Origin of the sequence: Mesorhizobium sp. B2-5-13 (assembly GCF_006440535.1) — a bacterium.
GTDB lineage: Bacteria > Pseudomonadota > Alphaproteobacteria > Rhizobiales > Rhizobiaceae > Mesorhizobium > Mesorhizobium salmacidum.
This window is the reverse complement of record NZ_VFUI01000026.1, coordinates 1-18,354: the sequence shown is the minus strand read 5'-3', so window position 1 is coordinate 18,354 and position 18,354 is coordinate 1. Positions and strand designations below refer to the sequence as shown.

Genomic DNA, 18,354 nt, shown 5'->3' with positions numbered 1-18,354 from the left:
AAATTGAAGGGTTCAGGCCCTGGGGTGGGCCGATTCGTAGATTTCCAGCAGTCTTGCGGTGTCGACACCGGTGTAGATCTGCGTCGTCGACAGGCTGGCGTGGCCCAAGAGTTCCTGGATGGTGCGCAGATCGCCGCCACGGCCGAGCAAATGGGTGGCGAAGGAATGGCGCAAGGCATGCGGCGTCGCGGTGTCAGGCAGGTTGAGCGCCGCGCGCAGTTTCGCCATGTCGCGCTGGATGATGGCCGGGTTGAGCGGGCCGCCGCGCGCGCCGCGAAACAGCAAGCCCTTGGGATCGAGATGATAGGGACAGAGCCTGCGGTATTCGGCGATTGCCCTGAGCGCCACCGGCAGCACCGGCACCAGCCGCGTCTTGCCGCCTTTGCCGGTGACGCGCAGCACGGTGTCGGCCTCCGATGCCAGATCGGCCCCGGCCAGCCCAAGCGCTTCCGAAATGCGCAGGCCCGAGCCGTAGAGCAGCGTCAGCACGGCGGCGTTGCGGGCAGCGATCCAGGGCTCTTCGGCCAGCTGACCCTCGACGGAGACCACGTGCCTGGCATCGCTCGCCGTCAGCGGCTTGGGCAGCGATTTGGGCTGGCGCGGCGCGCGCAAGGCAGCCGCACCCGCCGCATTGGCCAGGCCTCGTCGTTCGAGGAACCGCAGCAGCGAACGGATGCCGGCCAATCCGCGGCCAAGCGTGCGTGCGCCGGCACCGGCATTGCGGCGAGCGGCGAGGAAGCCGCGCAGATCGGCCGGGCGCAGGTCCGAGATATCAGAAATGCCGGGCGGTCCGCCGATATGGCCGGTAAGGAAGTGCAGGAACTGGCGTGAATCGCGCTCATACGCCTCGACGGTTTGCGGCGACAGCCGGCGTTCGCGCGCCAGCATCTTCAGCCAGCTTTCACGCGCCGCCTGGAGATCGGGTTTTGCCGGTATGAGGAATTCCTGCATGGCGGCATTTTCGGGTATTCGGGTTAGGAAGCGGTGAAGAGGCCGTCATTGAAATGACGGCGAGGCGGCGCTAGAGCAGGGGCAAAGGATTTTTCGCCCATGAGCAAACCCCAAAACCCCGTCCAAATGGCCGTGATCGGAGCCGCGCACGGCATCAAGGGCGAGCTCAGGGTGAAAACCTTCACCGGCGATCCAATGGCGCTGGCCGACTACGGGCCGCTCTACGCCAGGGACGGCCGTGCCTTCCAGATCACCGACATAAGGCCTGCCAACACCGTTGTCGTGGTGCGGTTCAAGGGCGTCAACGACCGCAACGCGGCCGAAGCGCTTGCCGGTACGGAGCTGTTCGTCGACCGCTCGATGTTGCCCGATGATGGCGAGGAGGACGAATTCTACCATGCCGACCTGATCGGGCTGGAAATCCGGGATGATACCGGTGCCGCCATCGGGAAGGTCGTCGCGGTGCACAATTTCGGCGGCGGCGACATTCTCGATGTGACGCTCGCCGGGCGCAAGGGTGTGCTTATCCCGTTCACGCAGGTCGCCGTGCCTGCCGTGTCGATCGCCGAGGGTTTTGTCCGCGTCGACCCGGTGGCGGCCGGTCTGGTCGAGGACGAGGATGGTGAGGCGCCGCGCGAGGACGATTTCGACCCCAAGGGCAGGCCGCGCGGACCGCGCGACGCCGGGGGCAACCGGTGAGTTTTGCCGCGTCGGTGCTGACGCTCTATCCCGAGATGTTTCCCGGCGCGCTCGGCGTGTCGCTGGCCGGACGGGCGCTGGAGGCCGGCACATGGTCGCTTGATGCGATCCAGATCCGCGATTTCGCCATCGACAAGCATCGCACCGTCGACGACACGCCGGCCGGCGGCGGCGCCGGCATGGTGATGCGCGCCGATGTGCTGGCCAAGGCGGTCGACCATGCTTCGCCTCCCGGTGATTTGCGGCCGCGGCTCTTGATGAGCCCGCGCGGCAAACCGCTGACGCAGGCGCGCGTGCGCGAGCTCGCCGCCGGGCCGGGCGCCGTCATCCTGTGTGGCCGCTTCGAAGGTGTCGACCAGCGGGTGATCGACGCGCGCGGCCTGGAGGAAGTCTCGATCGGCGATTTCATCCTGTCGGGCGGCGAGCCGGCGGCACTCGTGCTGCTCGACGCCGTGGTGCGGCTGTTGCCCGGCGTGATGGGCAATGCCGTGTCCGGTGAGGAAGAGAGTTTCGAGAACGGCCTGCTCGAACATCCGCATTACACGCGGCCGCAGGAATTCGAGGGCAGGGAGATTCCCGAAGTGCTGATCTCGGGTAATCACAAGAAGATCGCCGCCTGGCGGCGTGAGCAGTCAGAGCGGCTGACGAAGGAGAGGCGGCCCGATCTTCTGGGCGCTCAGCCTTTGGTGAAATAGTAGAAGGCGAGAAACAGGCCGACGGCGACCACGAAGCCGCGCACCATTTTCTGCGGCACGCGCTTGGCGATCCAGACGCCGGCATAGCCGCCCAGCGCGCCGGCCGGGATCATGATGATCGCCTGCGGCCAGGCGACGACGCCGCCCGAGACGAAGACGACGATGGCGACAGCGGCGATGACCACCGCGAGCATGTTCTTCAAGGCATTCAGCCGGTGGTAATCGCCGGCTTGGGTCAGGCCGAGGGTGGCCAGCATCATCACGCCCATGCCGGCGCCGAAGAAGCCGCCATAGATGGCGGTGACGAATTGGGCCAGCGAACCGGCGAGAGAACCCACGGCCGCTTCATGTCCAGGTTTCGGCGCCGGCTTCAGCCAGGGTCCGGCGGCAAACAGCGCCGTCGCGCCCAAAAGCAGCCACGGCACCAAGGCGCGAAAGGATGAATTGTCGAGCGCCAGCAGGATCAGCGCGCCGGCCAGCGCGCCGCCGGCCGAGATCAGGCAGAGCAGCAGCGCGCCGCGCCAGAAGTGCCTGATATCGTCCCAGTAGGCGAGCGTCGAGGTGATGTAGCCGGGAAATTGCGTCACCGAGGAGGTGGCGTTGGCGAGGATCGGCGGCACGCCGACCAATGTCATGGCGCCGAAGGTGATGAAGGTGCCGCCGCCGGCGACCGCGTTGGCGGCGCCTGACAGAAAGCCCGCCAGGAAGAGCAGGATGGCGTGGAAGACAGACATGGAGGGCCGCCGTAAGGATGTGTGCTATTTCTGCCTTAGGGAGCTTGCCGGACCTGCGCAACCCGGCACGGCAGGATTAAGATGGTGCCATGCCGGGAGCCATGCCGGCAAAAAATGCATGGGCAAGGCGTGACAAAGCACCGAAATAGCTGTATGTGCCCGCCCGTACCGGCAAGAACAATCTGCCGGACCCGTCAACAATGACGGTGAAGTCGCCCCTGCCCGATGTTTTGAAGACAAATGTCTTGGAGACAAAGGACATAGCCGAGCGGTCGAATGGAACTGCAAGGCGAGCGTAGGGCGCTCTGACTGTCGGAAGAACAAGAAGTGGATTTCTAGATGGATCTCATCCGTCAGCTCGAGGCCGAACAGGCCGCCAAGATCGAAGCCAAGCGCAAGCTTCCCGAATTCCAGCCCGGCGACACCGTGCGCGTCCAGGTCCGCGTGACCGAAGGCACCCGCACCCGCGTCCAGGCCTATGAGGGCGTCGTCATCGCCCGCGCCGGTTCCGGCTTCCAGGAAAATTTCACCGTCCGCAAGATCTCCTACGGCGAAGGCGTCGAGCGCGTGTTCCCGGTCTACTCGCCGATGGTCGAAGGCGTCGAGATCGTGCGCCGCGGCAAGGTGCGCCGCGCCAAGCTCTATTACCTGCGCGATCGTCGCGGCAAGTCGGCTCGTATCTCGGAAAACACCGGCGTGCGCGCCCGCAAGCTCAACGATGAGGAGCGTGATGCGCTGAACGCCGAGAAGGCCCGCATCGAGGCCGAGAAGGTCGCCGCCGCCCAGGCGCTGGCCGCCGAGACGGCCGCCAAGGAAGCCGCAGAGAAGAAGGCGGCCGCCGAGGCCGAAGCAGCCAAGGCCGCTGAAGCGACCCCCGCCGAATAAGGTTCGACGAAGGATTTTGAAAAAGGCGGCTTTGGCCGCCTTTTTTCGTTTCACCAGACTGTGAACGCTTTCAGTTCCGGGAATGGGAACGGTGGTTGACCTCCAATTACATAGTGTACTAGATAATCGTGCACAATATGATTGGAGACTACGACATGGCACTCTACACCACACAGGCCCACGTGACCGGCGGTCGCGCCGGCCATGGCGAGACCAGAGACGGCCTGCTCAAGGTCGACCTGGCGATGCCCAAGGAGCTCGGCGGGCCGGGCGGCGCCACCAATCCCGAACAGCTTTTCGCCATCGGCTATGCCGCCTGCTTCGAAAGCGCCATCCGCTTCGTCGCGCGCAAGCAGAAACTGCCGCTCGAAGATGCCGCGGTAACCGCCACTGTCAGCCTGCTTCCCAACGGCGAGGGCTTCAGGCTCGGCGTTGCGCTCGCGGCGGAGACAAAAGGCCTTGATCAGACGGCGGCGGAAGCGCTTGTATCGGCGGCGCATCAGGTTTGCCCCTATTCGAACGCCATCAGGGGCAATGTCGAGGTGGCGCTTTCGGTAAAGGCGGCATGACGACAAAGGTCGAAACGAAAGACAGCGAGGCCCCGGCGGAGGCCGCCGGGGCGATCCCGGTGCCACGGCTCGATCAGCAGCTCTGCTTCGCGCTCTATTCGGCGAGCGGGCTGATGACCAAGCTTTACCGGCCATTGCTCGATCCGCTCGGCCTGACCTATCCGCAATACCTGGCGATGCTGGCGCTGTGGGAACGTGCGCCGAGCACGGTGGGTGACCTTGGCGAAGCGCTGGGCCTGGATTCAGCGACGCTGACGCCGCTGCTCAAGCGGATGGAGGCGGGCGGCCTGGTCACCCGCCGGCGCGATGCCGCGGACGAGCGCCGGGTGCTGGTCGAGCCGACAGCCAAGGGCCAGGCCCTGCGCGCCCGCATGAAGGATGTCTCGGCCGCACTTGCCTGCAGCGTCCCGCTCGGACCAGGCGAAGCGAAGGCCCTGCACGGCACACTCACCCATCTTGTCGCGGGCCTGCGTAGCGCTGTGGCCGACGACCGGTCGACGGACGCGTCGGTCCCCGACACGGGAAAATCCTAGCCGCCAACGCAGCCGTCCATTGCCGTGGCACGGATCGTTCCGGAAATCTCCGGATTGAAGGCATTCAAATCCGTTTTGGGCTATCCCAACGCAGCGTGCCGTCTTGCATGGCGCTTGCGGAAAGCTAAAGTCGGCGCCGGATTTTCTTGCAAGCCCGGTCGATATCCGGGCGCTTTCAATTTCCGGGAGTGTTGTCATGACCAAATCAAAATTGCTGCTGGCCGGCCTGCTGGCTCTCGTCCTGGCGCCCATTGCCGCCTTCGCGCAGGCGCTGCCCGATCTCGGCGGCAAAAAGGTGGTGGTGGTGACGGAGAATGCCTATCCGCCGCTGCAATTCATCGATGCCAAGACCGGCAAACAGATCGGCTGGGAATATGACGCGATGAACGAGATCGCCAAGCGGCTCAATTTCAAGGTCGAGTACCAGAACACCTCCTGGGACGCGATGATCCAGGCGGTTTCGGATAACCAGTACAACATCGGCATGACCGGAATCACCATCAAGGACGACCGCAAGCAGAAGGTGGATTTCTCCGACCCCTATATGCGCTCGGAACAGTTCATGCTGGTGCGCGGCGATGAAAGCCGCTTCACCGATGCCAAGACCTTCGGCGCCTTCAAGGACGGGCTGGTCGGCGCGCAGGCGGGCACCACGCCATTCTATACCGCCGTCTACAGCGTGCTGGACGGCAATGAGCAGAACCCGCGCATCAAACTGTTCGAAACATTTGGCGCCACGGTGCAGGCGCTGAAATCCGGCGATGTCGATGTCGTGCTGACCGACGGCACCGCGGGCAAGGGCTATGTCGATGCCTCGGAGGGCAAGCTGAAGCTGATCGGCGGCCCGCTCGGCACCGAAGATTTCGGCTTCATCTTCCCCAAGGGCTCGGACCTGGTGAAGCCGGTCAACGCGGCGATCGCGGCGCTCAAGGCGGATGGCACGCTCGATGCGCTCAACAAGAAATGGTTCCTTGATTACAAGATGGGGCAGTGAGCCAATCTTGTTGAAGGAGTCGTCTGAGGGGCAGGGAGTTGCGCTGAGGCTGCGCCCGCGTCCCTCTCTCAGTTCTTACGCCACCTGATGGCAGCCCCCTCCATCTCCAAACCCGACTTTCCCTGGTGGCTCGCCGTTGCCGGCGTCCTTGCGTTGGCGGCCGCACTCGCCATCGCGGCCAGCGATCTCTACGCGCAGGTCTTCGCCACTGTCGCAAAGGGCATCGGCATCACCGTCTTCGTCACCGTGGTTGCTTTCGCCATGGCGTCGATCATCGGCCTCGGCATTGCGCTCATGGGCCTGTCGGGTTCGACCTGGCTGCGGCAGATCGCGCGCTTCTATGTCGAGATCATCCGTGGCGTGCCGATCCTAGTGCTGCTGTTCTGGATTGCGTTTGCCGGCGCGCCGGCCTTCGTCGCGGCCTGGAACGCGCTGACCGCGCCGTTGCAGAGCGCCGGCATTCTCGGCGAGCTGCTGGTGCGCGACGTGTCGTTGCTGTGGCGCGCCATCATGGCGCTGACAATCGGCTATTCGGCCTTCATCTCGGAGGTTTTCCGGGCCGGCATCCAGTCGGTCGAGAAAGGCCAGATCGAGGCGGCCAAGGCCTTGGGGCTGAGCCGCGCGCAGCGCTTCCGGCTGGTCGTGTTCCCGCAGGCGATCCGCACCATCCTGCCGCCGCTCGGCAATGATTTCGTCGCCCTGGTCAAGGATTCCTCGCTGGTCTCGGTGCTCGGCGTCGCCGACATCACGCAGATGGGCAAGGTGTATGCGGCCGGCTCGTTCCGCTTCTTCGAGACCTATTCGATAACAGCCTATATCTATCTCATCCTCACCGTCGGCCTGTCGCTGTCGCTCAGGGCGCTGGAGCGGCGTTTGCGCCGCCAGCACGAGGAATAGTTTTTCGGCCAGGACAGCGTTAGGCTCGGGCGCTTACCGGAGGAGGAGCATGCCCCATGAACATAGACAAGGCCAACGCGGCGCTGGATTCGGTCTACACGGCCGATACGCCCGAAACGCTGGCGCAGGCCTATGCCGCATGGGCCGCGACCTATGACAGCGAGACCGCCTCGCTCGGTTATCTCCTGCCGTTCCTGATCACCGCCTGGGTGGCGCGCCACGTGCCGGCGGGCGAGGGGCCGCTGCTCGACGCCGGCTGCGGCACCGGCCTGTCGGGACCTTCCTTGAAAGCGCTCGGTTACAGTGACATTGCCGGGCTGGATCTCTCGGACGACATGCTCAAGATCGCCGGCAGTCGCAATGCCTACAGCGAGCTGAAGCAGGCGATGCTTGGCGGCCCGCTGCCGTGGCCGGACGGCCATTTTCGCGCCTTCTTCTCCGCCGGTGTGTTCACCATCAGCCACGCGCCGGCGTCTGGCCTGCACGAGCTGGTGCGCATCACGAAGAAGGGCGGCCACGCCATCTTCACCGTGCGCGACCAGGTTTTCGAGAGCGGCGGGTTCCAGGTGGTGTTCGATGAATTGGAGCAGGGAGGAAAGTGGCGGACGGTTGAGGCAAGCCCGTGGTTTCGCTGCTATGCGATCGCCGAGCCGGACGCGCTGGTGAGGACCTTTGTGTTCGAGGTGATCTGAGCGCTGGCGACACGCCGCAATTGCCGAAAACCCAAAACATTGCTATCTACCCGGCCATGGAAGAGCTTTTTGGCGATCCGGCCTACAAGGGATTCGTGCTGCAGGACAGAAAACGCCTGCCGTCGCGCTTCTCCGCGCGCATGTCCGGCGCCCTGACCAGCCGACTTCGCTGATCCCTGACGGCCAGCTGCAGGCTTGCGGCATCAGTTCTTTCCCATTCTCATATCGACGGATTTACGCACATGAGCGCACCGCGCACCCTCTACGACAAGATTTTCGACGACCATGTCGTCGACCGCCAGGACGACGGCACCTGCCTGCTCTATATCGACCGCCACCTCGTTCATGAAGTGACCAGCCCGCAGGCCTTTGAGGGCCTGCGCATGAGCGGCAGAAAAGTCCGTCACCCGGAAAAGACGCTGGCCGTTGTCGATCACAATGTCTCGACCTCGCCCGAGCGCAAGTTCGGCATCAAGAACGAGGAAAGCCGCATCCAGGTCGAGGCGCTGGCCAAGAACGCCAGGGATTTCGGCGTCGAGTATTATTCCGAGAACGATATCCGCCAGGGCATCGTCCACATCATCGGACCTGAGCAGGGCTTTACGCTGCCGGGCATGACCATCGTCTGCGGCGACAGCCACACCTCCACCCATGGTGCTTTCGGCGCGCTGGCGCATGGCATCGGCACGTCGGAAGTCGAGCATGTGCTGGCGACGCAGACGCTGATCCAGCGCAAGGCCAAGAACATGCTGGTCCGCGTCGATGGCGTGCTGCCGGAAGGCGTCACCGCCAAGGACATCATCCTCGCCATCATCGGCGAGATCGGCACCGCCGGCGGCACCGGCTATGTCATCGAATATGCCGGCGAGGCGATCCGTGCGCTGTCGATGGAAGGCCGCATGACGATCTGCAACATGTCGATCGAAGGCGGCGCGCGCGCCGGCCTGATCGCGGCGGACGAGACCACCTTCGCCTATGTCAAGGACAAGCCGCGCGCGCCCAAGGGCGCTGCCTGGGACGCGGCGCTCGAATACTGGAAGACGCTGCGGACCGACGAAGGCGCGCATTTCGACAAGGTGATCGTGCTCGACGCGGCGAAACTGCCGCCGATCGTCTCCTGGGGCTCTTCGCCCGAGGACGTCGTCTCAGTGCAAGGCATCGTGCCTAACCCGGATGACATCACCGACGAGAACAAGCGCACCTCCAAGCTGCGCGCGCTCGACTATATGGGCCTGACGCCGGGGACCAAGATCACCGACATCACGCTCGACCGCGTCTTCATCGGCTCCTGCACCAATGGCCGCATCGAGGATCTGCGCGCCGTCGCCAAGGTGGTCGAAGGCAAGACGGTCAGCCCGCATGTCGATGCCATGATCGTGCCGGGCTCCGGCCTGGTGAAGGAGCAAGCGGAAGCCGAGGGGCTGGACAAGATCTTTCTCGCCGCCGGTTTCGACTGGCGCGAGCCGGGCTGCTCGATGTGCCTGGCCATGAACGACGACCGGCTGAAGCCGCATGAACGCTGCGCCTCGACCTCGAACCGCAATTTCGAGGGCCGGCAAGGCTTCAAGGGCCGCACCCATCTGGTGTCGCCGGCGATGGCGGCGGCGGCGGCGATCGCCGGCCACTTCGTCGACATCCGCGACTGGAAATAAGCCAGGCTCGGCATTGACCCGAGCCTGGCGCGGCCCGGGTCAGGCCTTGCCGTCACGCCGTATGAGCTCGTGGAATTCCTCGCGGCGACCAGGTTCGTCCGCCGCGACCACGAGCGCCAGCTGCTGCTCTTCGAAGAGCTTGAACCATTCGTCCCATTCGACAAGCTCATAGCCGCCGGCATTGACGGGCCGTTCCGGCTGGTCCTGGTCCTGATAGGCGTTCTGGCCGAAGACCAGCCTCAGCATGGGCTGCGTCCCAGCCTCGGGCGATATGTCGACGATTGCCGGAAAGCCGGCGCGCCCGGCAGCCCATGAACGGATTGCATCGTGGTCGGTCAATGTGATCGTGTCGGCCATGGCCTGCTCCTGGATTGTGAATTGAGGAACGCTGCCGACAGCAGCGGGTTCCCCGCCGACATATCGCGCCAACACCCTGGCTTAACGGCTTGTTTGGGCTTGCCCCCTAAGGTCTTCCGTGACGTCAAGCGAGAGAAGTCACGGTCCTTTGGACACTGGCCTGTTCATAGCGTTGCTCAATCCGACGATCGCGCTGGCGCTCGGCGCGGCGTTTCTCGTGCTGTGGTTCTACCAGCGCCATCGTCCCTATCTGGCGGTGCTGGCGCTCAGCTACTGCGCCTCGGCGCCCGGCTTCCTGTTCCAGTATTTCACCTTGCCGATCGGCGTGGTGCTGACCAAGCTGGTGTCGAACATCTGCTTCACCATCGCCGCCTGCTGCCTGTCGGGCGCCATCATCGCCCGCTACGGCAGGAAGGTGCCCGGCGTGGGAATCGCCGTGCTGGCGGGCGGCGGCCTTGCGGCGTTCGCGTGGTTTCTCTTCGTCACCCCGGATCTCACCTGGCGCATCCTGGCGATGAATTTCGGTTTCGGCGGCCTCAGCCTGCTCGTCGCCGCCGAATTGCGCCCGGTGCGCAACAATGGCCCGACAGAAAAGATCCTGTTCGTGCTGTCGCTGCTGTCCAGCGTCAATTTCTTCGTGCGCACCCTGGTGGTGGTCATCGCGCACGGGCCCTTCGCCAGCTATGACGGCTTCTACGGCTCGTCCTACTGGACGACGGCGTTGTTGTCGCACGCACTGCTGTCGCTGCTGATCGCGCTTTGCCTCTTCACCGCGGCCGCGCTCGACGTGATGAAGGCGCTGAAGACGGAAACCCATACCGACCCGCTTTCGGGGCTGCTCAACCGCCGAGGTTTCGAGGAGCGCGCCGCCATGCTGCTGCAGCATTGCGCCATGGCCAAATTCCCGGTGGCGCTGGTGCTGGCCGACCTCGACCATTTCAAGGCCCTCAACGACGTGCACGGGCATGCCGCCGGTGACCGCGCGATTGCGGACTTTGCCGCCAAGCTGCTCTCGGCCACGGGAGCACGAGGTGCCGCGGGGCGCATCGGCGGCGAGGAATTCGCCGTGCTCCTGCCGCTGACCGATCTCGCCGCCGCCCGGCTGTTCGCCGAGGCGGTGCGCACACTCTATTCGGCCGGCGGCGTCGACGGGCTTCCCGCCGGCACGAAGGTCACCGCCAGCTTCGGCGTGGCGGCCCGCAGCGGCGACGAGACGCTGGAGCCCTTGTTGCGCCGGGCCGACGAGGCGCTTTACAAGGCCAAGAAAAATGGCCGCGACGGCGTGCGCGTCTCCTACGAGCGGCCGGAGACGGTGTTCGTGCCGGAGCCGCTCAGGGCCAGCTGACCGCCGCATCCGCGCTCGGCGTTAACGTCTTTTTCGCCCGGCGATGTTTAGCTGTCGGCAGGGGTTTGAGAATCCATGAGCGGCGCCAACTTCATCCTGTTGATCAACCTGGCGGTCGCCGGCCTGCTGGCGGCATCCTTCATGGCTGTCTCGTTCCACGATGCCGGCCGCGCGCCGGCGCGCTGGCTGGCGTCAGGTTATGTCCTGGGCATGGCCTATTCGGCGATCGAATTCAGCATTCCCGTCTTCAGCGACGCGCGGCTTCCGGTGGTTACCGCCTTTGCCGTTTTCCTTGGCGCCACCATTGCCTTTAATGGCGGACTTGCCCGCAAATATGGCGTGGCGCCGCCATGGACGCCGATGCTGTTCTTTCTGGCCGTCACCACCATCGCGGTCTATTTCGTGCAGGATCTGCCGCGCCAGTCGCTCACCCGCATGATGGTCTACCAGCTTCCCTACGCAGCCATGCAGTTCACCGGCCTCGGCATCGTCTGGCAGTCGAGGCAAGGCCGCGGTCGGCTCGATCTGATCTTGATGGCGTTGCTTGCCGCCAGCGGCCTGCAGTTTGCCTCAAAGCCGTTCCTCGCGCATGCGCTCGGCGGCTGGGGCGCCAATCCGCAGGCTTATCTGCAAAGCAGTTACGCGCTGGTGTCGCAGTCGCTGGGCACTGTCTTTGCGCTGGCGCTGGCTCTGCTGATGCTGGCCATTCTCGTTCACGATGTGCTTGCCGAAGTGACGTCGAAGTCGGAGGTGGACACGCTGTCGGGCCTGCTCAACCGTGGCGGTTTCACGCGTCACGCGGAGCTGGCCGTGCACGACGCCACGCGCCTGGGCGCGCCGGTGGCAATGGTCATTGCCGATCTCGATCATTTCAAGAGCGTCAACGACAGTTTCGGCCATGCCTCCGGCGATCGGGTGATCGAGACCTTCGCCGGCCTGCTGCGAGAGGCGGCCGAGGGTCATCACGTGGTTGGCCGCATCGGTGGCGAGGAGTTCGCTATTATCCTGACAGGAGCCAACCTTGCAGCCGCCCGGCTGTTCGCGGAAGGCATCCGCCATGCATTCGGCGCTTCGCCCGTCAACGGGTTGCCGCCCGACACGCGCTGCACGTCGAGCTTCGGCATTGCCGAGCTTCACATGGGCGAGGGTTTCTCAGACCTGATGCGGCGTGCGGATGAAGCGCTCTACCTGGCAAAGAATGCCGGGCGCGACTGCGTGCGTGTCTCCACCGGGCCAGCCGATGGGCTGGCCGTGGTAAGAATCGGCCAGGCCCGTATCAGCGGCAGGGGCTGAGCTCCGGCATCTCGCCGTCGGAAAGGCCGTACATATAGGAGCGGCCCTTGACGAACACCGGCGGGCGATAGCAGTCGCCGTCGCCCGATATGTCGTCGGATTCATTCTGGTAGATTATCTTGGGCTGGCCGGCGCTGGTGTAGTCGGACAGTTGTTTGGCCAGCTTGCCTTCGCCGACGATGATGCGCTTGTAGCCGGCGGCGCTGTCGATGACGAGATTGCCGAACGAATCGGCGTAGACGCGGTCGTGATGGCGCAAGCCGGCCTCCGCCGGCGCGGCCACCGCAACGGCAAGTGCGGCCAGCGTGACCGCGAGGCTTGTCCGGACCAGTTTGGCCCGCACCGATTTGGCCCGCACTGAGTTGGAATGCATGTCGCTCTCCCTTTGTCGGCGCGAGAGAGATCGCGCCCCGATCTGATCCGAATCGGAAATTAACTCTTTCTTAACCTTTGTTAAGGGGAGGAGCGGCTCAATGGCCGTTTCTTAATGAACATGGTTAATTTTTGCAGTTCGCCGCCGATGTCCCCAACCGGTCGACATGACCGGCCGGGCGAACTTGATCTTGCCGCGCCGCGTGGCTAGCGTGCCTCGGGGCATGAGGGGGCAGCACATGATGTTTGGCCGAACGGTTCGGGTGTCTTTCATTATTCCGCTGCTTTTCGCGGCCGGTGCCTGTGTGCCGGAAGACGGCGCGCCCAAGGCCGCGAGCAGGGTTACACCCGTGGTGCCGCCTGCCGCTCCCGCCCAGCAACAGCCCGCGCCACCGGCAACCAAGATCACCACGGACCTCACCGCGCCACGCCTCACCACGGGCATGGCCACCTATAGGTGCGGCAATGGCGGCATGATCACCATCCAAAATCTCGGCACGTCGCTGCGCGTGGTCGGGCAGGAAGGCGCCACCGAGGAGTTCGCGGCATCGCCGGCAAACCAGAGCAGCCGCTACCAGGCGGTGACGCATGACGCAATCGTGATCGACGGGCGCGAGGCGCTGGTGATGAAGAGGGGGTCGACGCCGCAGACCTGCACCCGCTGATGCAAATCCCGGCACGGCAGCGCCTCGGGCCAGACATGCTGCACTGCAACGATATCGAGCTGGCTTCGGGTGCTCAGCCGCTAATCGATTGAAGCCGTATCCGGCCTTTTAGTCAGACTAAATTACGTTTTCGAAACGGTTTTCTGGCTTTGACGCGGTGCAAAAAGAGCATTAGAAACCGGCTGTCCGAAGTCGCAACCGGAAGCGGCAATGCCGCATTTCCACCTGAGGCGGGAGACGCCGAACTGGGGCAGCCATGAGCAAATCACCAGCCACCCAAGCCAGACGCGAAAGGCCGCTTTCGCCGCACCTGACGGTCTACCGGCCGCCGATCACCATGACGATGTCGATCATCCATCGCATCACCGGGGGGGCGCTCTATTTCGGCACGCTGCTGGTCGCCGTCTGGCTGATGGCGGCGGCAAGTTCGCAGGGTGCTTTCGACTGGGTGAACTGGGCGTTCGGCACGTGGCTCGGCCGGCTCATCCTGTTCGGCTACACCTGGGCTCTCATGCATCACATGCTGGGCGGTGTCCGCCATCTGATCTGGGATACCGGCGCCGGACTTGAAAAACACACGGCCTCGAAGATCGCCTGGGCGACGCTTGCCGGCTCGGTCCTGCTCACACTCTTGATCTGGATCGCCGGCTATATGGCGCGGGGAGCTTTGTGATGAGTGCGAAAAAAATCGACATGCGCACTCCGCTCGCCAAGGTGCGCGGCTTGGGCTCGGCCCGCGAAGGCACCGGGCATTTCTGGCGCCAGCGGCTGACGGCGATCGCCAACATCCCGCTGATCCTGTTTTTCACCGGGTTCCTGATCGCGCTCAACGGTGCCGGTTATGCGCAGGTGCGGGCAGCGCTCGCCAACCCGTTCGTGGCGTTGGTCATGGCCCTGGTGCTCATCTCGCCGCTCTACCATATGCGGATCGGCATGCAGGTGATCATCGAGGACTATGTGCATGGCGAAGGCATGAAGCTGGCGCTGATCGCCCTCAACACATTCTTCACCATAGCGGTCGGCGTCGCTTCGCTCTTCGCCCTGCTGAAACTGGCATTCGGAGGCTGAAGTCTTGGCCCAGGACACGAAATCAGCCAACGCGGCAGGCTATACCTTTGTCGACCACAAGTTCGACGTGGTGATCGTCGGCGCCGGGGGCGCTGGCCTGCGCGCCACGCTCGGCATGGCCGAACAGGGCCTGCGCACCGCCTGCATCACCAAAGTGTTCCCGACGCGCTCGCATACGGTCGCCGCGCAAGGCGGCATCGCCGCCTCGCTCTCCAATATGGGGCCGGATTCCTGGCAGTGGCACATGTACGACACCGTCAAGGGGTCGGACTGGCTGGGCGATGTCGATGCCATGGAATACATGGTGCGCGAGGCGCCGGCCGCGGTCTACGAGCTCGAACATTACGGCGTGCCTTTCTCGCGCACCGAAGAAGGCAAGATCTACCAGCGACCGTTCGGCGGCCACATGATGAACTATGGCGACGGCCCGCCCGTGCAGCGCACCTGCGCCGCGGCCGACCGCACCGGCCACGCCATCCTGCATACGCTCTACGGCCAGTCGCTGAAGAACAACGCGCAGTTCTTCATCGAGTATTTCGCGCTCGACCTGATCATGGAGCCGGACGGCACCTGCACCGGCGTCGTGGCGTGGAATCTCGATGACGGCACCATTCACCGCTTCTCGGCCAAGATGGTGGTGCTGGCGACCGGCGGTTATGGGCGCGCTTATTTCTCCGCCACCTCGGCGCACACCTGCACCGGGGACGGCGGCGGCATGGCCGCACGGGCCGGGCTTCCCCTGCAGGACATGGAGTTCGTGCAGTTCCATCCGACCGGCATTTACGGCGCCGGATGCCTGATCACCGAGGGCGCGCGCGGCGAGGGCGGCTACCTCGTCAACTCCGAGGGCGAGCGCTTCATGGAGCGCTACGCACCGTCGGCCAAGGACCTCGCCTCGCGCGACGTCGTCTCGCGATGCATGACGCTGGAAATCCGCGAGGGCCGCGGCGTCGGCAAGAACAAGGACCACATCTTCCTGCACCTCGATCATCTCGATCCGGCGGTTCTGCACGAACGGCTTCCGGGCATTTCGGAGTCGGCAAAAATCTTCGCCGGTGTCGACCTGACCAAGGAGCCGATCCCGGTGCTGCCGACGGTGCATTACAATATGGGCGGCGTGCCGACCAATTACTGGGGCGAGGTGCTCAACCCGACCGCCGAAAACCCCGACCGGGTCTCGCCCGGCCTGATGGCGGTGGGCGAGGCGGGCTGCGCTTCCGTGCACGGCGCCAACCGGCTGGGCTCGAACTCGCTGATCGATCTGGTGGTGTTCGGCCGCGCCGCGGCGATCCGCGCCGGCCAAGTCATCGACCGCAAGGCGGCGATTCCGTCGCCCAACCAGGCTTCGGTCGACAAGATCATGGACCGCTTCGACCGGCTGCGCCATGCCAACGGTTCGACGCCGACGGCGGTTCTGCGCGAAAAGATGCAGAAGGCGATGCAGGAGGACGCAGCCGTGTTCCGTACGCAGGAATCGCTCGAAAACGGCTGCAGGCGCATTTCGCAAATCTGGACCGAGCTCAAGGACATAAAGGTGTTCGACCGCTCGATGATCTGGAATTCGGACCTGGTCGAGACGCTGGAGCTGGAAAACCTGATGGCCAACGCCATCACCACCGTCCATGGCGCCGAGGCGCGCAAGGAGAGCCGTGGCGCGCACGCGCGGGAAGATTTTTCCGCCCGCGACGACGCCAACTGGCGCAAGCACACGCTCGCCCGTCTCGGCGAGGACGGTGCGGTGACGCTGACCTACCGGCCGGTGCACACCGAGCCACTGGTGGCGGAGAAAGACGGCGGCATCAGTCTCGCCAAGATCGCGCCGAAGGCCAGGGTGTACTGACAGTGGCGACGGCGGCGGGATATTCCGGCACGCCCCTTCCGGCCAAGCTCGGCCTGAAGGACGGCATGATTGCCGCCTTTATCGCGCTGCCAACCGAACTCGAGAGCCTCACTGAGGCCGTCGATTTTGCCGAGGTCGACCGGCTGGCCGAATGGTCCGGCATTTCGGGCGCAACCCTGAAATACGACGCCGTCCACGCCTTCACCCGGCAGCGCGCCGAGATCGAGGGTCGCCTCGGCTATGTCGAAGCGGCGATCAAACGCGACGGCATGATCTGGGTCTCCTGGCCGAAGAAGGCGTCGAAAGTGGACACCGATGTCACCGAAGGCGTTGTCCGCGCTGAAGCGCTGAAGCTCGACCTTGTCGACGTCAAGGTCGCCGCCGTGAATGAAATCTGGTCCGGGCTGAAGCTCGTCATCCGAAAGGACCTGAGGTAATGGTCGAACTCACCCTCCCGAAGAACTCGAAGATACAACAGGGCAAGACCTGGCCGAAGCCGGAGGGTGCCACCAATCTGCGCGAATATCGCATCTATCGCTGGTCGCCGGACGATGACGAGAACCCGCGCATGGACACCTATTTCGTCGATATGGACGATTGCGGGCCGATGGTGCTCGACGCGCTGCTGTGGATCAAGAACAAGATCGACCCGACGCTGACGCTGCGCCGCTCCTGCCGCGAGGGCATTTGCGGCTCTTGCGCCATGAACATCGACGGTTCGAACACGCTTGCCTGTACCAAGGGCTGCGACGACGTTTCAGGCGCGATCAAGGTCTATCCGCTGCCGCATATGCCCGTGATCAAGGACCTGGTGCCCGACCTTACCAATTTCTACGCCCAGCACGCCTCGATCGAGCCATGGCTGAAGACGGTGTCGCCAACGCCGGCCAAGGAATGGCTGCAGAGCCATGGGGACCGCGAAAAGCTCGACGGGCTTTACGAGTGCATCCTGTGCGCATGCTGCTCCACCTCGTGCCCGAGCTACTGGTGGAACGGCGACCGCTATCTCGGCCCGGCGACGCTGCTGCAGGCCTATCGCTGGCTGATCGACAGCCGTGACGAGGCCAAGGGCGAACGGCTCGACAATCTCGAAGACCCGTTCCGGCTCTATCGCTGCCACACCATCATGAACTGCGCGCAGACCTGTCCGAAGGGGCTGAATCCCGCGAAGGCGATCGCCGAGATCAAGAAGATGATGGTGGAGAGAAGGGTTTAGTCCGGCGGTAGGCCGCGATCCTTCGCGTTGTCCCTCCGGCTTTCGAAAGGATAGCGATCTCAATGAGCGACGACCTTCCTGTTCTCTCTCCCGTCGAAGTGCGCGTGCTCGGCTGCCTGATCGAGAAGAAGGAGCTGACGCCGGACGTCTATCCGCTGACGCTCAACGCGGCACTTGCCGCAGCCAACCAGAAGACGGCACGCGAGCCTGTCATGGCCCTGGAACAGACAGAGGTGCACCGGGCCCTGAAGCTGCTTGAGCAGAAAGGACTCGTGCGGCAGATGTTCGGCTCGCGCGTGGAGCGTTATGAGCATCAGATGGCGCAGCGCTTCTCGCTGACCACGCCGCAAACGGCGCTGCTCGGCCTGCTCCTGCTGCGCGGACCACAGACGGCGCATGAGCTGCTGGCGCGCGCTGAGCGCATGGCGCGGTTTTCGTCGATCGAAGACCTGCGCAGTGAACTCGACATGCTGATCGGCCGCAGGCCACCGCTGGTCCAGGAAATCCCGCGCGGGCCGGGCCAGCGCGAGGACCGCTACGTGCATCTCCTCGCTGGCCCCGTCGATGTTGCCGCTCTATCGGCGCACCGGAGTGCGCCGACTATCCCCGTCTCCGACCTGGAGGCGAGGGTGGAAGGGCTGGAGCAGGAAGTCGCAGCCCTTCGTGCGCGGCTTGACGCGCTGGGCGGTTGAGGCCGCCAATCCGAAACGTCGGCGGGACAGCGCCCCTCTTTGTCCTGCCGGACATCTCCCCCACGAGGGCCTGTTGCGCAATTCTGGCATTGTGATTCACTTCGATTATTGCTCGGAGGGATTTGCGAGGCGGTGAAGCGGACGGGACAGATGAGCTTTGTCGAGGCGTTCCTTGGGAACAAGGCGGTTGGCTCGTCGGGGATAC

General features: G+C 64.4%; 23 protein-coding genes. 19 read left to right on the top strand and 4 right to left on the bottom strand.

Translation table 11 applies throughout. From position 1 onward, the window contains the following. Window positions 1–12: 12 nt before the first annotated feature. Window positions 13–951: a tyrosine recombinase XerC gene (locus tag FJ434_RS26565; RefSeq protein WP_140718289.1), complete on the bottom strand. Its 939-nt coding sequence runs from the start codon at window positions 949–951 to the stop codon at window positions 13–15. 99 nt (window positions 952–1,050) lie between these two features. On the opposite strand from FJ434_RS26565, the gene rimM reads away from it, so the two are divergent. Next, window positions 1,051–1,650, top strand: coding sequence for a ribosome maturation factor RimM (rimM, locus tag FJ434_RS26560; RefSeq protein WP_140510308.1), 600 nt, complete (start codon window positions 1,051–1,053; stop codon window positions 1,648–1,650). Beyond that, complete coding sequence (gene trmD, locus FJ434_RS26555) at window positions 1,647–2,345, top strand: tRNA (guanosine(37)-N1)-methyltransferase TrmD (RefSeq protein WP_140510306.1); 699 nt, start codon at window positions 1,647–1,649, stop codon at window positions 2,343–2,345. Before rimM ends, trmD begins: the two co-directional genes overlap by 4 nt. Here the strand turns inward: trmD and FJ434_RS26550 are convergent. Further along, window positions 2,327–3,079 carry a sulfite exporter TauE/SafE family protein gene (locus tag FJ434_RS26550; protein ID WP_140718287.1) on the bottom strand — a complete coding sequence of 251 codons (753 nt, stop codon included), beginning with the start codon at window positions 3,077–3,079 and terminating at the stop codon, window positions 2,327–2,329. The two genes, trmD and FJ434_RS26550, sit on opposite strands and share 19 nt — an antisense overlap. 339 nt (window positions 3,080–3,418) lie before the next feature. On the opposite strand from FJ434_RS26550, the gene rplS reads away from it, so the two are divergent. The 8 genes from rplS to leuC all read left to right on the top strand — a co-directional run bounded on the left by rplS (window position 3,419) and on the right by leuC (window position 9,301). After that, entirely contained in the window at window positions 3,419–3,964 is a 546-nt protein-coding gene (gene rplS, locus FJ434_RS26540) for a 50S ribosomal protein L19 (RefSeq protein ID WP_027055127.1), read from the top strand. Between the two features lie 155 nt (window positions 3,965–4,119). Next, complete coding sequence (locus FJ434_RS26535; protein ID WP_140752505.1) at window positions 4,120–4,533, top strand: organic hydroperoxide resistance protein; 414 nt, start codon at window positions 4,120–4,122, stop codon at window positions 4,531–4,533. After that, complete coding sequence (locus FJ434_RS26530) at window positions 4,530–5,066, top strand: MarR family winged helix-turn-helix transcriptional regulator (protein ID WP_140752503.1); 537 nt, start codon at window positions 4,530–4,532, stop codon at window positions 5,064–5,066. The genes FJ434_RS26535 and FJ434_RS26530 overlap by 4 nt, the downstream gene beginning before the upstream one ends. Window positions 5,067–5,262: 196 nt before the next feature. After that, on the top strand, window positions 5,263–6,060 hold the full coding sequence (locus FJ434_RS26525; RefSeq protein WP_140752501.1) for a transporter substrate-binding domain-containing protein: 798 nt from the start codon (window positions 5,263–5,265) through the stop codon (window positions 6,058–6,060). Between the two features lie 87 nt (window positions 6,061–6,147). After that, window positions 6,148–6,957, top strand: coding sequence for an amino acid ABC transporter permease (locus FJ434_RS26520; RefSeq protein ID WP_140752499.1), 810 nt, complete (start codon window positions 6,148–6,150; stop codon window positions 6,955–6,957). A gap of 56 nt (window positions 6,958–7,013) precedes the next feature. Continuing rightward, window positions 7,014–7,649: a class I SAM-dependent methyltransferase gene (locus FJ434_RS26515; protein WP_140752497.1), complete on the top strand. Its 636-nt coding sequence runs from the start codon at window positions 7,014–7,016 to the stop codon at window positions 7,647–7,649. 20 nt (window positions 7,650–7,669) lie between these two features. After that, window positions 7,670–7,822, top strand: coding sequence for a hypothetical protein (locus FJ434_RS26510; RefSeq protein ID WP_181166128.1), 153 nt, complete (start codon window positions 7,670–7,672; stop codon window positions 7,820–7,822). 69 nt (window positions 7,823–7,891) lie between these two features. Next, window positions 7,892–9,301, top strand: coding sequence for a 3-isopropylmalate dehydratase large subunit (gene leuC, locus FJ434_RS26505; RefSeq protein WP_140510293.1), 1,410 nt, complete (start codon window positions 7,892–7,894; stop codon window positions 9,299–9,301). Window positions 9,302–9,340: 39 nt separating this feature from the next. On the opposite strand, the gene FJ434_RS26500 is transcribed toward leuC, so the two are convergent. Further along, complete coding sequence (locus FJ434_RS26500; protein ID WP_027145537.1) at window positions 9,341–9,658, bottom strand: hypothetical protein; 318 nt, start codon at window positions 9,656–9,658, stop codon at window positions 9,341–9,343. 148 nt (window positions 9,659–9,806) lie between these two features. Between FJ434_RS26500 and FJ434_RS26495 the strand changes: the two genes are divergently transcribed. Both FJ434_RS26495 and FJ434_RS26490 read left to right on the top strand, forming a co-directional pair. Next, the gene (locus FJ434_RS26495; protein WP_140752495.1) at window positions 9,807–11,003 is read left to right on the top strand and encodes a GGDEF domain-containing protein; all 1,197 of its coding nucleotides are present in this window, start codon (window positions 9,807–9,809) and stop codon (window positions 11,001–11,003) included. Between the two features lie 75 nt (window positions 11,004–11,078). Then, window positions 11,079–12,296, top strand: a complete 1,218-nt coding sequence (locus FJ434_RS26490; RefSeq protein WP_140752493.1) for a GGDEF domain-containing protein — start codon at window positions 11,079–11,081, stop codon at window positions 12,294–12,296. Here the strand turns inward: FJ434_RS26490 and FJ434_RS26485 are convergent. Then, window positions 12,280–12,654: a hypothetical protein gene (locus tag FJ434_RS26485; protein WP_140752533.1), complete on the bottom strand. Its 375-nt coding sequence runs from the start codon at window positions 12,652–12,654 to the stop codon at window positions 12,280–12,282. The two genes, FJ434_RS26490 and FJ434_RS26485, sit on opposite strands and share 17 nt — an antisense overlap. A 253-nt stretch (window positions 12,655–12,907) precedes the next feature. Between FJ434_RS26485 and FJ434_RS26480 the strand changes: the two genes are divergently transcribed. The 7 genes from FJ434_RS26480 to FJ434_RS26450 all read left to right on the top strand — a co-directional run bounded on the left by FJ434_RS26480 (window position 12,908) and on the right by FJ434_RS26450 (window position 18,149). Next, window positions 12,908–13,333, top strand: coding sequence for a hypothetical protein (locus FJ434_RS26480; RefSeq protein WP_140718271.1), 426 nt, complete (start codon window positions 12,908–12,910; stop codon window positions 13,331–13,333). A 256-nt stretch (window positions 13,334–13,589) separates the two neighbouring features. Then, entirely contained in the window at window positions 13,590–14,006 is a 417-nt protein-coding gene (sdhC, locus tag FJ434_RS26475; RefSeq protein WP_027145532.1) for a succinate dehydrogenase, cytochrome b556 subunit, read from the top strand. Beyond that, a complete protein-coding gene (sdhD, locus tag FJ434_RS26470) occupies window positions 14,006–14,401 on the top strand; it encodes a succinate dehydrogenase, hydrophobic membrane anchor protein (RefSeq protein WP_140752491.1) in 396 nt (131 codons plus the stop codon). Before sdhC ends, sdhD begins: the two co-directional genes overlap by 1 nt. A 4-nt stretch (window positions 14,402–14,405) precedes the next feature. After that, window positions 14,406–16,241 carry a succinate dehydrogenase flavoprotein subunit gene (gene sdhA, locus FJ434_RS26465; protein WP_140718267.1) on the top strand — a complete coding sequence of 612 codons (1,836 nt, stop codon included), beginning with the start codon at window positions 14,406–14,408 and terminating at the stop codon, window positions 16,239–16,241. A gap of 2 nt (window positions 16,242–16,243) precedes the next feature. Further along, complete coding sequence (locus tag FJ434_RS26460; RefSeq protein WP_140752489.1) at window positions 16,244–16,678, top strand: DUF3052 domain-containing protein; 435 nt, start codon at window positions 16,244–16,246, stop codon at window positions 16,676–16,678. After that, window positions 16,678–17,457 (top strand): succinate dehydrogenase iron-sulfur subunit, encoded by a 780-nt coding sequence (locus tag FJ434_RS26455; RefSeq protein ID WP_140752487.1) that lies wholly within the window; start codon window positions 16,678–16,680, stop codon window positions 17,455–17,457. Before FJ434_RS26460 ends, FJ434_RS26455 begins: the two co-directional genes overlap by 1 nt. 62 nt (window positions 17,458–17,519) lie before the next feature. Further along, complete coding sequence (locus FJ434_RS26450) at window positions 17,520–18,149, top strand: DUF480 domain-containing protein (RefSeq protein WP_140752485.1); 630 nt, start codon at window positions 17,520–17,522, stop codon at window positions 18,147–18,149. The last annotated feature ends 205 nt before the right edge of the window (window positions 18,150–18,354 follow it).

What these genes read in the sequence shown, in the direction of transcription:
- FJ434_RS26480 (WP_140718271.1), top strand. Translation starts at nt 12,908, where the DNA reads ATGATGTTTGGCCGAACGGTTCGGGTGTCTTTCATTATTCCGCTGCTT.
- FJ434_RS26525 (WP_140752501.1), top strand. Translation starts at nt 5,263, where the DNA reads ATGACCAAATCAAAATTGCTGCTGGCCGGCCTGCTGGCTCTCGTCCTG.
- FJ434_RS26535 (WP_140752505.1), top strand. Translation starts at nt 4,120, where the DNA reads ATGGCACTCTACACCACACAGGCCCACGTGACCGGCGGTCGCGCCGGC.
- FJ434_RS26450 (WP_140752485.1), top strand. Translation starts at nt 17,520, where the DNA reads ATGAGCGACGACCTTCCTGTTCTCTCTCCCGTCGAAGTGCGCGTGCTC.
- sdhC (WP_027145532.1), top strand. Translation starts at nt 13,590, where the DNA reads ATGAGCAAATCACCAGCCACCCAAGCCAGACGCGAAAGGCCGCTTTCG.
- FJ434_RS26550 (WP_140718287.1), bottom strand. Translation starts at nt 3,079, where the DNA reads ATGTCTGTCTTCCACGCCATCCTGCTCTTCCTGGCGGGCTTTCTGTCA.
- FJ434_RS26455 (WP_140752487.1), top strand. Translation starts at nt 16,678, where the DNA reads ATGGTCGAACTCACCCTCCCGAAGAACTCGAAGATACAACAGGGCAAG.
- FJ434_RS26530 (WP_140752503.1), top strand. Translation starts at nt 4,530, where the DNA reads ATGACGACAAAGGTCGAAACGAAAGACAGCGAGGCCCCGGCGGAGGCC.
- rimM (WP_140510308.1), top strand. Translation starts at nt 1,051, where the DNA reads ATGAGCAAACCCCAAAACCCCGTCCAAATGGCCGTGATCGGAGCCGCG.
- FJ434_RS26490 (WP_140752493.1), top strand. Translation starts at nt 11,079, where the DNA reads ATGAGCGGCGCCAACTTCATCCTGTTGATCAACCTGGCGGTCGCCGGC.
- sdhD (WP_140752491.1), top strand. Translation starts at nt 14,006, where the DNA reads ATGAGTGCGAAAAAAATCGACATGCGCACTCCGCTCGCCAAGGTGCGC.
- FJ434_RS26520 (WP_140752499.1), top strand. Translation starts at nt 6,148, where the DNA reads ATGGCAGCCCCCTCCATCTCCAAACCCGACTTTCCCTGGTGGCTCGCC.
- FJ434_RS26565 (WP_140718289.1), bottom strand. Translation starts at nt 951, where the DNA reads ATGCAGGAATTCCTCATACCGGCAAAACCCGATCTCCAGGCGGCGCGT.
- leuC (WP_140510293.1), top strand. Translation starts at nt 7,892, where the DNA reads ATGAGCGCACCGCGCACCCTCTACGACAAGATTTTCGACGACCATGTC.
- rplS (WP_027055127.1), top strand. Translation starts at nt 3,419, where the DNA reads ATGGATCTCATCCGTCAGCTCGAGGCCGAACAGGCCGCCAAGATCGAA.
- FJ434_RS26500 (WP_027145537.1), bottom strand. Translation starts at nt 9,658, where the DNA reads ATGGCCGACACGATCACATTGACCGACCACGATGCAATCCGTTCATGG.
- FJ434_RS26515 (WP_140752497.1), top strand. Translation starts at nt 7,014, where the DNA reads ATGAACATAGACAAGGCCAACGCGGCGCTGGATTCGGTCTACACGGCC.